Annotated in this window: 12 protein-coding genes and 1 tRNA gene; 11 read left to right on the top strand and 2 right to left on the bottom strand. The window is 69.4% G+C overall.

From position 1 onward, the window contains the following. Both LQ938_RS12480 and LQ938_RS12475 read right to left on the bottom strand, forming a co-directional pair. Nucleotides 1–633 carry a LysE family translocator gene (locus LQ938_RS12480; protein ID WP_223722748.1) on the bottom strand — a complete coding sequence of 211 codons (633 nt, stop codon included), beginning with the start codon at nucleotides 631–633 and terminating at the stop codon, nucleotides 1–3. Between the two features lie 205 nt (nucleotides 634–838). Beyond that, nucleotides 839–2362, bottom strand: a complete 1524-nt coding sequence (locus LQ938_RS12475; RefSeq protein ID WP_223722749.1) for a PucR family transcriptional regulator — start codon at nucleotides 2360–2362, stop codon at nucleotides 839–841. A 125-nt stretch (nucleotides 2363–2487) separates the two neighbouring features. Here LQ938_RS12475 and gabT point away from each other — a divergent pair, with 125 nt between their 5' ends. The 11 genes from gabT (at nucleotide 2488) to rplK (ending at nucleotide 12958) form a co-directional block, all read left to right on the top strand. Further along, nucleotides 2488–3843 (top strand): 4-aminobutyrate--2-oxoglutarate transaminase, encoded by a 1356-nt coding sequence (gene gabT / locus LQ938_RS12470; protein WP_223722750.1) that lies wholly within the window; start codon nucleotides 2488–2490, stop codon nucleotides 3841–3843. A gap of 50 nt (nucleotides 3844–3893) precedes the next feature. Beyond that, nucleotides 3894–5252, top strand: coding sequence for a flavin monoamine oxidase family protein (locus LQ938_RS12465; RefSeq protein WP_223722751.1), 1359 nt, complete (start codon nucleotides 3894–3896; stop codon nucleotides 5250–5252). Then, complete coding sequence (locus LQ938_RS12460; protein ID WP_223722752.1) at nucleotides 5249–6136, top strand: universal stress protein; 888 nt, start codon at nucleotides 5249–5251, stop codon at nucleotides 6134–6136. Before LQ938_RS12465 ends, LQ938_RS12460 begins: the two co-directional genes overlap by 4 nt. Beyond that, nucleotides 6133–7680 (top strand): APC family permease, encoded by a 1548-nt coding sequence (locus tag LQ938_RS12455; protein WP_223722753.1) that lies wholly within the window; start codon nucleotides 6133–6135, stop codon nucleotides 7678–7680. The genes LQ938_RS12460 and LQ938_RS12455 overlap by 4 nt, the downstream gene beginning before the upstream one ends. A gap of 37 nt (nucleotides 7681–7717) precedes the next feature. Beyond that, entirely contained in the window at nucleotides 7718–9082 is a 1365-nt protein-coding gene (locus LQ938_RS12450; RefSeq protein WP_223722754.1) for an NAD-dependent succinate-semialdehyde dehydrogenase, read from the top strand. A gap of 68 nt (nucleotides 9083–9150) precedes the next feature. Further along, nucleotides 9151–10143 (top strand): hypothetical protein, encoded by a 993-nt coding sequence (locus LQ938_RS12445; protein WP_223722755.1) that lies wholly within the window; start codon nucleotides 9151–9153, stop codon nucleotides 10141–10143. Further along, nucleotides 10140–10589: a hypothetical protein gene (locus tag LQ938_RS12440; protein ID WP_223722756.1), complete on the top strand. Its 450-nt coding sequence runs from the start codon at nucleotides 10140–10142 to the stop codon at nucleotides 10587–10589. Before LQ938_RS12445 ends, LQ938_RS12440 begins: the two co-directional genes overlap by 4 nt. Before the next feature lie 143 nt (nucleotides 10590–10732). After that, nucleotides 10733–10805, top strand: a tRNA-Trp gene (locus LQ938_RS12435). A 45-nt stretch (nucleotides 10806–10850) separates the two neighbouring features. After that, a complete protein-coding gene (secE, locus tag LQ938_RS12430) occupies nucleotides 10851–11117 on the top strand; it encodes a preprotein translocase subunit SecE (protein WP_223722757.1) in 267 nt (88 codons plus the stop codon). Nucleotides 11118–11167: 50 nt separating this feature from the next. Continuing rightward, on the top strand, nucleotides 11168–12304 hold the full coding sequence (gene nusG, locus LQ938_RS12425) for a transcription termination/antitermination protein NusG (RefSeq protein ID WP_223722758.1): 1137 nt from the start codon (nucleotides 11168–11170) through the stop codon (nucleotides 12302–12304). Between the two features lie 222 nt (nucleotides 12305–12526). Continuing rightward, the gene (rplK, locus tag LQ938_RS12420) at nucleotides 12527–12958 is read left to right on the top strand and encodes a 50S ribosomal protein L11 (protein ID WP_223722759.1); all 432 of its coding nucleotides are present in this window, start codon (nucleotides 12527–12529) and stop codon (nucleotides 12956–12958) included. The last annotated feature ends 7 nt before the right edge of the window (nucleotides 12959–12965 follow it).

Here is a 12965-nt window from a genome sequence, read left to right as displayed (position 1 = left end):
TCAGCTCTTCGCCCCGGTCAGGGCGAGGGTGCCGCCGAGCCCGATCATCATGACCCCGCCGGCGCCGGACAGCGTCGAGATGCGTCGCGGCGACCGCGCGAACCAGGTGCGGGCGGTGCCGGCGGCGACGGCCCACACGCTGTCGCACGCGAGGGCGAGGAGCTGGAAGGTGATGCCCAGCAGCAGAAGCTGCGCCCACACGGCACCCGCCGCGGGGGAGACGAACTGCGGCAGCACGGCGACGAAGAAGGCGATCGTCTTGGGGTTGGTCAGCCCGACGATGAAGCCCTGCGCGAGGAGTGTGCGGGCGGAACGGGGGGCGATTTCTGCTCCCGGCACGTGCGCGTTCCGATGGCGGATGGCGTGGATGCCGAGGTAGACGAGGTATGCCGCACCCGCGATCTTGATCACGGTGAACGCCGCCACGGAAGACGCGACGATCGCGCCGACACCGAAGGCGACCGCGAGCACCGCGGGGATCGTGCCCAGCGCATTGCCGACGACGCTGAGCACGCCGGCGCGGCGGCCGAGAGCGATCGACCTCCCGATCACGAACAGCACGCTCGGGCCGGGAATCACGATGATGACCACCGACGCGAGGATGAACGCCAGGAGGTTTTCGATCGGAAGCATGAGCGAACGATACTCCGTGTCCCAGCACCTCCCGGCATGTCCCAGTTTTTGCCGCTATCCCGGACTCATAGCGACAAAAAGTGGGACACGCTCCGCAAATATCGGGACATGAGCTCAGGATGCGGGCAGCGCCTCAGCGCCGCAGCGCCATCAGCGCCTCAGTGCCGCAGCGCCGCAGCGCCATCGGCGCCACCCGCGCCCCGCGTCATCCCAACGACTGCAGGGCCAACCACAGCTCGGCGCGGGCGGCGAACGAGGCGAGGTCACGGCCGAGCACCTGTTCCACGAGCGTCAGGCGCGCCCGCACCGTGTGGCGGTGGACGCCCAGTGCCCGGGCGGCGGACTCGTGCGACGCGTCGTTGTCGAGCCAGGCGCGGAGCGTGGCAACCAGGCGCGTGCCCTCCGCGTCGTCGTGGGCCACTAACGGTGCGAGCTCGGCGGCGGCGAGCACCCGGGTGCGCTCCTCGGCGATCACGCTCAGGATGCTGCCGCGCACGGCCGCGAAATCGCTCAGCCCGCTGCCGCCGCGCTCGCGTGCCACCCGGGCTTGAGCGATCCCCGCAGAGACGGCGTCGAGCGTCGTCGGCTCGGACGCCCCGACCGAGATCTCGAAGCGCTCGGCGAACTCGCCGAGCAGGTGGTGGCGGTCCGCGCCCACGAGCAGCAGCATCCCACCGGCCGCTCCGCCGAAGAACAACCCGCCGCCGGTCTCCGCTGCCATGGTTTCCAACCACGCGAGCGCGTCGTCGCGGCGCAGCACCTCCGGTCCGGCCAACCCGACGACGACCGGTGCGGCGGGAAAGCCGCCCCAGACGGCGCGCGCGACGCGGCGCGGAAGGGTCGACTCATCGACGGCGACGGATGCGGCGAGTCCCGCCCGCAGCGCGGTGTGCGCGTCGACGAGGCTCCGCTGCTGCTCGAGCGCGAGTCCGGCCATCGCGACGACCGTCGTGACGACGCCGCGGGCCTCCTGGTCGAGGTCGCCCGAGGCGATGGCGATCGCCCCCCGGAGGTGGCCGCCGCGCCCGAGCGTCTGCAGCGTGAACGGCACGTCGTCGATCCGGAGGGCGGAACCTGCCCGCGCCCCGCGCCGCAGCACCGTTCCCACTTCGGTGCGCAACTGCGCGGCGACGGATGCGGCGAGACCCCCCTCGGGGCGCTCGTGCGCGAGCGTTCCCGTCGCGTTGAACAGCCCCACCCAGCAGTCCAGCTGGCGGGAGAGCTCGTCGAGGGTGGCCGACAGTCCGTCTGCCCGGAGCGCCGCGAGCGACAGAGCGCGGCCCGCCGCGAGCGCCCAGCTGCGACGCGCGTACTGCTCGGCGGCGATCGTCTCGCTGTTCGCGCGGGCGACCGCGATGAACGGCGTCCGGTACGGCACTTCGAACAGGGCCAGGCCGTGCGCACGGCACGCGTCGGCGAGCGGCGCGGGGATGCCGTCCCGCACGACCTCGGTGCCGAAGCCGAGCGCCGCGACGCCGCGCGTCCGCAGCCGTTGGACGTACTCGTCGTAGAGACCCGGGTCGTCGACGGTGACGAACTGCGTGCCTGTGGTCAGCAGGGCGAGATCCTGCGAGAGGAACGGTGTCGGGTCGGGAAGATCTGAACTGTGCACGCCGCGGATGCGACGCTCGAGCGATCCGTCCGCCCCCTCGTACTCGAGTCGAAGGTGCAGATCGGTGCGGGCGAGCAGAGTGTCGAGTGTCGGCTTCTCCACCGGCGGTGCGGTCATGGGTGTTCCCCTCGGTCGGAGGCGCGCGTACGACACACGGCGGTGTACATCGTGGCGCATCCGCAACGCAGCGTATACGAACGGGCGAGTGCGTCGCGCTCGGCGCCGGCCATACGCTCGCGGCCATGACCCTCATCGACGCCACCGCCGTGCCGCTCGGCGGACCCTCGCTCGTTCAGGAGCGCCGTCTCGTCACCGCCATCCCCGGTCCGCGGTCGCAGGAACTCCTCGCTCGCAAGGCGGATGCGGTCCCCGCGGGCGTCGGGCACACCGTTCCGATCCAGGCGGTCGCCGCGGGCGGCGGCATCGTCGTCGACGCCGACGGCAACTCGCTCATCGACCTGGGGTCTGGAATCGCCGTGACGACGGTCGGAAACGCGCATCCGAAGGTCGTCGCCGCCGTGCAGGCGCAGGCCGCGCAGTTCACCCACACGTGCTTCATGATCTCGCCGTACGAGTCGTATGTCGCTGTCGCGGAGGCCCTCAACCGCCTGACCCCCGGCGATCACGTCAAGAAGACCGCGCTGTTCAACTCCGGTGCCGAAGCGGTCGAGAACGCCGTCAAGATCGCCCGCAAGTACACCGGTAAGCCCGCGGTCGTCGCCTTCGACCACGGCTACCACGGTCGCACCAACCTCACGATGGCGCTCACCGCGAAGGCCATGCCGTACAAGAGCGGCTTCGGTCCCTTCGCCGGTGAGATCTACCGCGCCCCGCTGTCGTACCCCTTCCGCGATGGGCTCAGCGGCCCGGATGCGGCACGCCGCGCGATCACGATGATGGAGAAGCAGGTCGGCGCCGACAACCTGGCGGCGATCGTCATCGAGCCGATCCAGGGCGAGGGCGGCTTCATCGTGCCCGCCGAGGGATTCCTCGAGGCGCTCGTCGAGTGGTGCCGGGCGAACAACGTCGTCTTCATCGCCGACGAGGTGCAGACCGGGTTCGCCCGCACGGGCGAGATGTTCGCGAGCGACGGGTTCGGCATCGTGCCGGACCTCGTGACGACCGCGAAGGGCATCGCCGCCGGACTCCCGCTCGCCGCCGTCACGGGGCGCGCCGAGATCATGGACGCGTCCCACGCCGGCGGCCTGGGCGGCACGTACGGCGGTAACCCCATCGCCTGCGCCGCGGCGCTCGCCGCGATCGACGTCTTCGAGAACGACGGGATGCTGGAACGCGCGCGCGAGGTCGGTGAGATCCTCACGGGGCGCCTCCGGGAGCTGCAGGCGAGCGACCCGCGGATCGGCGACGTGCGCGGCAAAGGCGCGATGGTCGCGGCTGAGTTCATCGACGCCGAGACCGGAGAACCGGATGCGGCGCTCGCCGCATCCGTCGCCAAGGCCTCGATCGCGCAGGGCGTCATCGTGCTGACGTGCGGCACGTACGGTAACGTCATCCGTTTCCTGCCGCCGCTGTCGATCGGCGACGACCTCTTGAACGACGGTCTCGATGTCGTCGCCGCGGCCCTGGCCGACAACTGACGAACACCCTGCCCCGTCCGCGACGGGGCACCCGAGACGAAGGAGTCAGTATGAGTGAGATCACAAGAGATGTCGTCATCGTCGGCGCGGGGGCCGCGGGCCTCACCGCCGCCAACGAGTTGCGGAAGGCCGGCCTCTCGGTCGCGGTGCTCGAGGCGCGCGACCGCGTCGGCGGGCGCCTGTGGACCGACGTCATCGACGGTGCAATGCTCGAGATCGGCGGACAGTGGGTCTCACCCGACCAGCACGCGCTGATCGACACCGTCGCCGACCTGGGCCTGGAGACCTACAGCCGGTACCGCGACGGCGAGAGCGTCTACATCGGACCGAACGGCGCCCTGACCCGCTTCACCGGCGATATCTTCCCGGTCGCCCCCGAGACCGAGAAGATCATGGTCGACCTCATCGACCGACTCGATGCGCTGGTCGCCCAGGTCGACCCCGACCGCCCCTGGGAGACGCCCGACGCCGAGGCCCTCGACCGCGTCTCATTCCAGTCCTGGCTCGAAGAGCAGACCGACGACGCCGAAGCCGTGCAGAACATCGCACTGTTCATCGCCGGCGCCATGCTCACGAAGCCCGCGCACACGTTCTCCACGCTGCAGGCGCTCCTCATGGCGGCGAGCGCCGGCAGCTTCTCCCACCTCGTCGACGCGGACTTCATCCTCGACAAGCGCGTGGTCGGCGGCCTGCAGCAGGTGCCGCAGCTGCTCGCCGAGCGGCTGGGTGATGACGTCTACCTGAATCAGCCGGTGCGCACGATCGAGTGGAGCGACGAGGGCGCGACCGTCGTCGCCGACGGCATGACGGTGCGCGGTCGCCGCGTGATCCTCGCCCTCGCACCGGTGCTCTACGACCGGATCTCGTTCGTTCCCGCCCTGCCCCGGCTGCAGCACCAGATGCACCAGCACCTGTCGATGGGCTTCGTCATCAAGGTGCACGCCGTGTACGACCGCCCGTTCTGGCGTGAGCAGGGCCTGTCGGCGACGGCCTTCAGCCCATACGAACTCGTGCACGAGGCCTACGACAACACCAACCACGAGGACGAACGCGGCACGCTGGTCGGCTTCGTCTCGGACCAGCACGCCGACGACGTCTTCCGGCTGAGCGCGGAGGAGCGCAAAGACCGCATCCTCGAATCGCTCTCGCACTACTACGGGCCCGAAGCGAAGAACACGGTCGTCTACTACGAGAGCGACTGGGGGAGCGAGGAATGGACCCGCGGTGCGTACGCGGCGAGCTTCGACCTCGGCGGACTGCACCGCTACGGCGCCGACCTCCGCACGCCCGTCGGACCGATGCACTTCGCGTGCAGCGACCTCGCCGGCGCCGGCTACCAGCACGTCGACGGCGCGATCCGGATGGGGCGCCTGGCCGCCGAGAACATCGTCGGGGAGCTGCGCGCGTGAGCGGCCGCATCGTCGTCGGCTACACCGCGACCGACGCCGGCGCCGATGCGCTGGCCCTCGGCGTCCGGATGGCGGCGGCCTCCGCATCCGTCCTCGATGTCGTCATGGTGCTGCCGAACGAGGACCGTTCTGTGATCACCCCACCCGCCGCCAGCTACAACCGGCACCTTCGCGATACCGCGGCGGAGTGGTTGCAGCGGGCGCGCGAGACGGTGTCGGATGCGGTGCGCCACGACGGGCACGTTCGGCACGCCGAGTCGTTCGCCGAGGGACTCGTGGCGGCGGCGGGCGAGTTCGACGCCTCGTACATCGTCGTGGGAGCGGCCAACGGCGGACTCCGCGGCCGCCACCGCTTGGGCACGGTCGCCAGCGAACTCATGCACTACTCCGATGTGCCCGTCGTCCTCGCCCCCGAGGGGGCGCGTGAGGTCGACGTCGCCGAGGGTGTGTCCCGCGTCACGGCCGCGGTCGGCACCCGCCCGGGAGGCGACGTGCTGCTCGCGGAGGCGGTCGCCCTCGCTGCAGCGACCGGCGCAACGCTCCGGCTCCTGTCGCTCGCCACCGTCGATCTGCCCGCGGGCGTCGACACCGGCGTCATCCGTCTGACCGGCGAAACCCACGCCGACGCTGTGCTCGCCCAGGCGCGCGCCGCGCTTCCCGCCGATGTCGCGGCCGATGTCGTCACCGCGACCGGCGACAGCATCGAGGAGGCCGTGCAGCGCATCGACTGGCTGCCCGGCGAGATCGCGATGGTCGGTTCGAGCCGACTCGCCCAGCCCCGACGCCTGTTCCTCGGGTCGACGGCGGCCAAGATGCTGCACGTTCTGCCCGTTCCGATGGTGGTCGTTCCGCGTACGCGCGGCGGAGAAGGAGCCCGATCATGAGTGCACCCGAACGACAGGTTCCCGTGTCCGACGAGACCGGCGGGCTCTCCAGCAAGGGACTGAGTGCCGGAACGGTGGGCCTCATCGGCGCCATCGTCATCGGCATCTCCTGTATCGCCCCCGCCTACACGCTGACCGCGGCGCTCGGCCCGACCGTGTCCGAGGTCGGCGTGCAGGTGCCGGCGATCATGCTCGTCGGCTTCATCCCGATGCTGCTGGTCGCGTTCGGCTATCGCGAGCTGAACAACCGGATGCCCGACTCGGGTACCTCGTTCACGTGGGCGACGCGCGCCTTCGGCCCCTGGATCGGCTGGATGGCGGGCTGGGGCCTCATCGCCGCCACCATCCTGGTGCTCTCGAACCTGGCCGGCATCGCCGTGGAGTTCCTGTTCCTCCTGATCGCGCAGATCACGAACAACCCCTCGATCGCCGACCTGGCGTTCAACCCGTTCATCAACGTGGCGGTCTGTCTCCTGTTCATGCTGGCGGCGACGCTGGTGTCGTACCGCGACATGCAGACCACGCAGAAGCTGCAGTACTTCCTGGTCGGGTTCCAGGTGATCGTGCTGGTGTTCTTCGCGGGTGCCGCGATCGTCGCCACCCTGAACGGCTCCGCGTTCGATGCGACCCCGTTCGACATCGCCTGGTTCGACCCGTTCGCGGTGTCGTCGGTGACGGCGCTCGTCGCGGGCCTCTCCCTGTCGATCTTCATCTTCTGGGGGTGGGACGTCACCCTCACGATGAACGAGGAGACGAAGGACCCCGACAAGACGCCGGGGCGCGCCGCCACCCTCACCGTGGTCATCATCGTCGCGCTTTACCTGCTGCTGGCGGTCGCGCTGATCATGTACGCGGGAGTGGGTGACGGGGAGTTCGGGCTCGGCAACGAAGACATCCAGAGCAACGTCTTCTTCGCGCTGTCCGGCCCGATCCTCGGACCACTCGCGTTCCTCGTCTCGCTCGCGGTGCTGACGAGTTCGGCGTCATCGTTGCAGTCGACCTTCGTCTCGCCCGCGCGGACGCTCCTCGCCATGGGCCACTACGGAGCACTTCCGCCGGCGTTCGCGAAGGTCAACCCGCGGTTCTTCACGCCCGGGTACGCGACGATCGTCTCGGCCGTCGTGGCATCCGCGTTCTACGCCGTCATGCGCTTCGTCAGCGAGAACGTGCTCTGGGACACCATCACCGCCCTCGGCATGATGATCTGCTTCTACTACGGGATCACGGCCTTCGCCTGCGTCTGGTACTTCCGCAAGCAATGGTTCGACTCCGTGCGGAACGTCTTCTTCACGTTCCTCTTCCCGCTGATCGGCGGCGTCATCCTCGCGGTGCTGTTCGTGCGCACGCTGATCGACAGCATGGACCCCGACTACGGCAGCGGCTCCCGCATCGGCGACCTCGGCCTCGTGTTCATCCTCGGGGTCACCGTGATCCTGCTCGGCGTCGCCATCATGATCTGGCAGTCCGTCGTGCGCCCCGACTTCTTCCGCGGCAAGACCCTCTCGTTGGATGCTCCGTCGAGCCTCCGACGCGCGCGTCGCTGACGCATCCACTCGACCCCCACCCACGAGGAGTACCCCCATGAGCGAATACGCGGTCGTGAACCCGGCGACGGGCGAGACGCTGGCCACCTACCCGACCCTCACCGACGAGGAGCTGCAGGAGAAGATCGGCGCGGCGGATGCGGCGTTCCGCGTCTGGCGCGACACCCCTGTGGCGGAGCGAGCAGCGCTGCTGCGCCGCGTCGCGGAGCTCCACCGCGAGCGGCGCGATGAACTCGCGCGGATCATCGTGCGGGAGGTCGGCAAGACGACGGAGGCGGCGCTCGGCGAGGTCGACTTCGCCGCCGACATCACCGAGTTCTACGCCGACAACGCCGAGCGCATCACGGCCGATCAGCCGCTCGACATCCTCGGCGACGGAACCGCGGTCGTGCGGAAGGCCCCGATCGGCGTGCTGCTCGGGATCATGCCGTGGAACTTCCCGTACTACCAGGTCGCCCGGTTCTCCGCGCCGAACCTCGCGATCGGCAACACGATCCTGCTGAAGCACGCGCCGCAGTGCCCGGAGTCCTCGGCCGCGATCGAGCAGATGTACGCGGATGCAGGTCCGCCCGAGGGTTCGTATGTGAACCTCTACGCGACGAACGACCAGGCCGCCACGGTGATCGCCGATCGCCGCGTGCAGGGGGTTTCGGTGACGGGGTCGGAGCGTGCGGGAGCGGCCGTCGCCGAACTCGCCGGACGGCACCTGAAGAAGGTCGCGCTCGAGCTCGGCGGATCGGATCCGTTCATCGTGCTCTCCACGACCGACCTCGACGCGACGGTGACCGCCGCGGTCGACGGGCGCCTCGACAACAACGGGCAGTCCTGCAACGCGCCCAAGCGATTCATCGTCGCCGACGAGCTGTACGACGACTTCCTCGAGAAGTTCACCCGCGCGATGTCGTCGTCGAAGGTGGGCGACCCGTTCGCGGAGGACACGATCCTCGGCCCGCTGTCGTCGGTGGCGGCGGCGGAGCGCCTGCAGGAGCAGATCGACACGGCCGTCGCGCAGGGAGCGCGGCTCGTCGCCGGCGGAACGCGCGATGGCGCGTTCTTCGCCCCGACCGTCCTCACCGACGTCACGCCGGAGATGGACGTCTATCGCGAAGAACTCTTCGGCCCGGCCGGCGTCGTCTACCGCGTCGCGGGGGAGGAAGAGGCCGTGCACCTCGCGAACGACACGAGCTTCGGGCTCGGCTCGTACGTGTTCACGACCGACCCGGAGCAGGCCGACCGCGTCGCGGACGCGATCGATGCGGGCATGGTCTACGTGAACTGCGTGCTGGCCGATTCGCCCGAACTGCCCTTCGGTGGGGTCAAGCGCTCGGGCACCTCTCGCGAGATGGGTCTGCTGGCGGCCGACGAGTTCGTCAACAAGAAGCTCGTCCGCGTCGCCGGCTGAGCGCCGCTGCCGGCGCCGACGCGCGCACGGTGGCGGCGCGGCGCGCCCGGGCAGGGCAGGATGAACCCATGAGCGACCAGCGCCCCTCGGGCGACGGACCCGGGCCGGAGTTCTTCTCCGCTCCGGGCCCGGGCGCGGGTGCCCCCGACGTCGCCGCGGGAGTGGCGCCGACGGGGGATGCGGAGGCTGGCGTCGCTCCGGTCGCGGTGTGGGGTCCGCCCCCGCCGCGTCGCCGCCGCTGGGTGTGGGTCTCCCTCACGATCCTGGCCATCGTCCTCGTCCTCGGGGCCGCCGGCGCGTTCACCGCGCGCCTGCTGCTCGACGCGCGCGCCGAGGCGCTCGCCGCCCGCACGGTCTCGGCGGCGCAGCAGAGCGTGGTGGATGCGGAGTTCGCGCGGATCTCCGAAACGACCGCCCGTATCGGCGAGCAGGCGACCGCCTACCGCGACGCCCGCGCATCGTGGGATGCCGAGCAGGAACAGGCCGCGCAGTGGCGCACGGGAACGACCGCGCCGCCCGATCCGGTGCCGAACCCGGGCGGAACCGCGATGCCCGGCGGCGACCCGACCGGTCGCGCATTCCTGGACTCGATCGGGGCACCGCAGGTGCAGCTCGTGTTCGACGCTGGCGCCGACAACTGCGGCTACGAGGCGGGCGGAAGCGGGCCGTACACGCTCGTGCTCGGCGGCTGCTTCGATACGCGGTTCCCGAACTCCGTGATGCTCGCCTGGGAGCCCGGCACCGAGGGACGCGTCTGGGCGATCTTCGTGCACGAGGTCATGCACTGGTACCAGTACCAGACCTTCTACCCGGCGTTCCTCGCCGCGCAACGCGTGGGCGTCGACGGTGACGCGTACGGTGCTCAGCTCGAATCCGACGCCAGTTGCCGGGCGGTCTACCAGCACGGCATCCCCGCCTGGCAGTACGCCAACAGCTCGGCGCCGTGCGATGTGGACGGATGGTACGACGGCTGGTTCCTCGACCACCTGGCCTCCCTCGGGGTGCCGGTGACCGAACCCGTCGCGGAGGCCTACGAGGTCAGTCCGGTGGTGCGCCCGTGACGCGTCAGCGGGTGCTCGCCGCGCCGCTCGCGCTCGCCGCTCTCATCGCTCTGGCGGGCTGTGCCGTCCCCGACCCCGCGCTCGTGAAGAGCGAGGCGGAGGCGGTGTTCGAAGACCTGGTGTCGCACGCGGGGGAGACGGATGCGGCGATCCTCCGGAGTCTGGAGACCTCCCCTCCTGCGGATCAGGCGTGCACGGGAGACGACGAGGGCACCGTGACGTCGTACACGGCGACCGGCACGCTGTCGATCACGGCGCACGAGGCCGAGGCCGCCGGCATCCTCGATGCGCTCGGCGACACGCTCGATCCGGAGGAGTGGACGCCGATCCGGCCCGCCGCATCCGAGCAGTCGGCGTGGATCTCAGAGCACGACGTCGTGGTCACCCTGACCCCCGAAGGGCCCGCCTTCGTGGTCGCCGTGTTCACGCCGTGCCTGACCGAGTGAGCCGGACCGCATTCGCGAGGCCCCTGGGCATGCCGTACACTGGAGCATGCAGTTGAAGTCTGCATTCTTTCGCCGTGCCCGGCTACGGGTAGCCCCAGACAACGGACACGGCATGAGTGCGGGCGCGAGACCATTCGGTCTCTAGGGCGGTAGCTCAATTGGCAGAGCAGCGGTCTCCAAAACCGCAGGTTGCAGGTTCGATTCCTGTCCGCCCTGCGCGCCAGCGCATGCTGGCAGCCCTTAAGTGATTCAGGTGGGTGCATGGTCCAGGACGAAACGAAGGGCGAGGTCGTCGCCACGGGCGGCGGCGCGCGCGAGAAGAAGCCGAATGTCTTCGCGCGGTTCGTCATCTTCATCCGTCAGGTCTTCGCGGAACTCCGGAAGGTCGTCACCCCGACCCGCAAGGAACTGCTGAAGTTCACCGGCGTGGTCCTCGGTTTCGTCATCGTGATGATGGCGGTGGTGTACGGCCTCGACGTGCTCTTCGTCTGGCTGACGACCGTCGTCTTCGGCGTTCCCGCCGTCTGAGATCGCGCACGCGGGCGGTTCGCCCCCGCCACGAACGAGAGAGTACGTAAGTGTCTGAGAAATACACCGACGACGCCGACTGGGCGACCGCTGCCGAGCAGTCGAGCGAAGACGACGAAGCCCAGGAGGGCAACGTCCTCGCCGCAGAGGAGCGTTCTGTCGAGTCCGCTGAGCACGCCGCCCTGCACATCGAAGATGTCGATGGCGACGATGAGGACACCGACTCCGACGCCGACCAGATCGACATCGTCGACGTCAACGACCCCGAGGCGGATGCCATCGTGAACGACGCGCTCGAGATCGATCAGGCCGCCGAGGCCGAAGCCGCCGCCGAGGTGCTCACCGAGTCGCTCGCCGACGAAGAGGCAGAACGTGAAGCCGAGGAGGCGGACGAAGTGACTCCCTACGACGGTCCCGACATCAACGGCGAACCCGACGCTCCCGTCCTCGACGAGGAGCTGGTCTCCGAGATCGACGCCGCCGCATCCGTCGTCGACGACGCCGAGTCGGTCGAAGAAGCGGGCGACATCCCGCTCGAGGGTGACGCGGATGCCGACGACGAGGACGCAGACCCGTACGAGGCGTTCCGCGCCGAGCTCCGCGCCCTCGAGGGCAAGTGGTACGTCATCCACTCCTACGCCGGATTCGAGCGCAAGGTGAAGGCCAACATCGAGCAGCGGAAGTCCACGCTCGAGGTCGAGGAAGACATCTACCAGGTCGAGGTCCCGATGGAGGACGTCGTCGAGATCAAGAACGGTCAGCGCAAGATGGTCACGCGCGTCCGGATCCCCGGCTACGTGCTCGTGCGCATGGAGCTCAACGAAGACACCTGGTCGGTCGTCCGGCACACGCCCGGCGTCACCGGCTTCGTGGGCAACGCCCACAACCCGACGCCGCTCCGCTTCGAGGAGGCCTTCAACATGCTGAAGAGCCTCGTCGTCGTCGAGGACGTCGCGCCCGCCAAGGGCGGCAGCGCCAAGGGAGCGCCGGCTGCGGCCCGCGTCATCGCCGAGGTCGACTACGAGATCGGCGAGACGATCACCATCAAGGAGGGCTCGTTCGCGGGTCTTCCCGGTTCGATCAGCGAGATCAAGCCGGAGAGCGGCAAGCTCACCGTGCTCGTCTCCCTCTTCGAGCGCGAGACCCCGGTCGAGCTGTCGTTCGACCAGGTCTCCAAGATGGTCTGACCCACTCGTCTCGGAAGACGCCCCGACTTCGGTCGGGGCGTCTTCCTTTTTCGGCCCGGCCGTCGGGCCCATCGGACGGTGGACCGGATGCAGCCCCGTCGCGTATGATGGGGAAGTTGTCCGTCTGCGCTCGTCGCGGTACGGACCGGACCGCGGCTCGGAAACGCCGGGCATGCGGGAGAGGGATGCGGCTTCCGCATCCGCTCGATGAAAGGAAGAGGAATGGCACCGAAGAAGAAGGTGACCGGCCTGATCAAGCTTCAGATCAAGGCTGGTGCCGCAAACCCGGCGCCGCCGATCGGGCCCGCGCTCGGTCAGCATGGCGTCAACATCATGGAGTTCTGCAAGGCGTACAACGCCCAGACCGAGTCGCAGCGCGGCAACGTCATCCCCGTCGAGATCACCGTCTACGAGGACCGCAGCTTCACCTTCATCCTGAAGACCCCGCCCGCGGCGGAGCTCATCAAGAAGGCTGCCGGCGTCGCCAAGGGCTCGCCGACCCCGCACACGACCAAGGTGGCCAAGCTCACCCAGGCTCAGGTGCGCGAGATCGCTGAGGCGAAGCAGCCCGACCTGAACGCGAACGACATCGAGGCTGCCTCGAAGATCATCGCCGGCACCGCCCGTTCCATGGGCATCACGGTCGAGGGCTGAGGGGATA

The organism is Microbacterium sp. cx-55 (genome assembly GCF_021117345.1).
Classification (GTDB): Bacteria; Actinomycetota; Actinomycetes; order Actinomycetales; family Microbacteriaceae; genus Microbacterium.
This window is presented reverse-complemented; position numbering and strand designations above follow the sequence as displayed.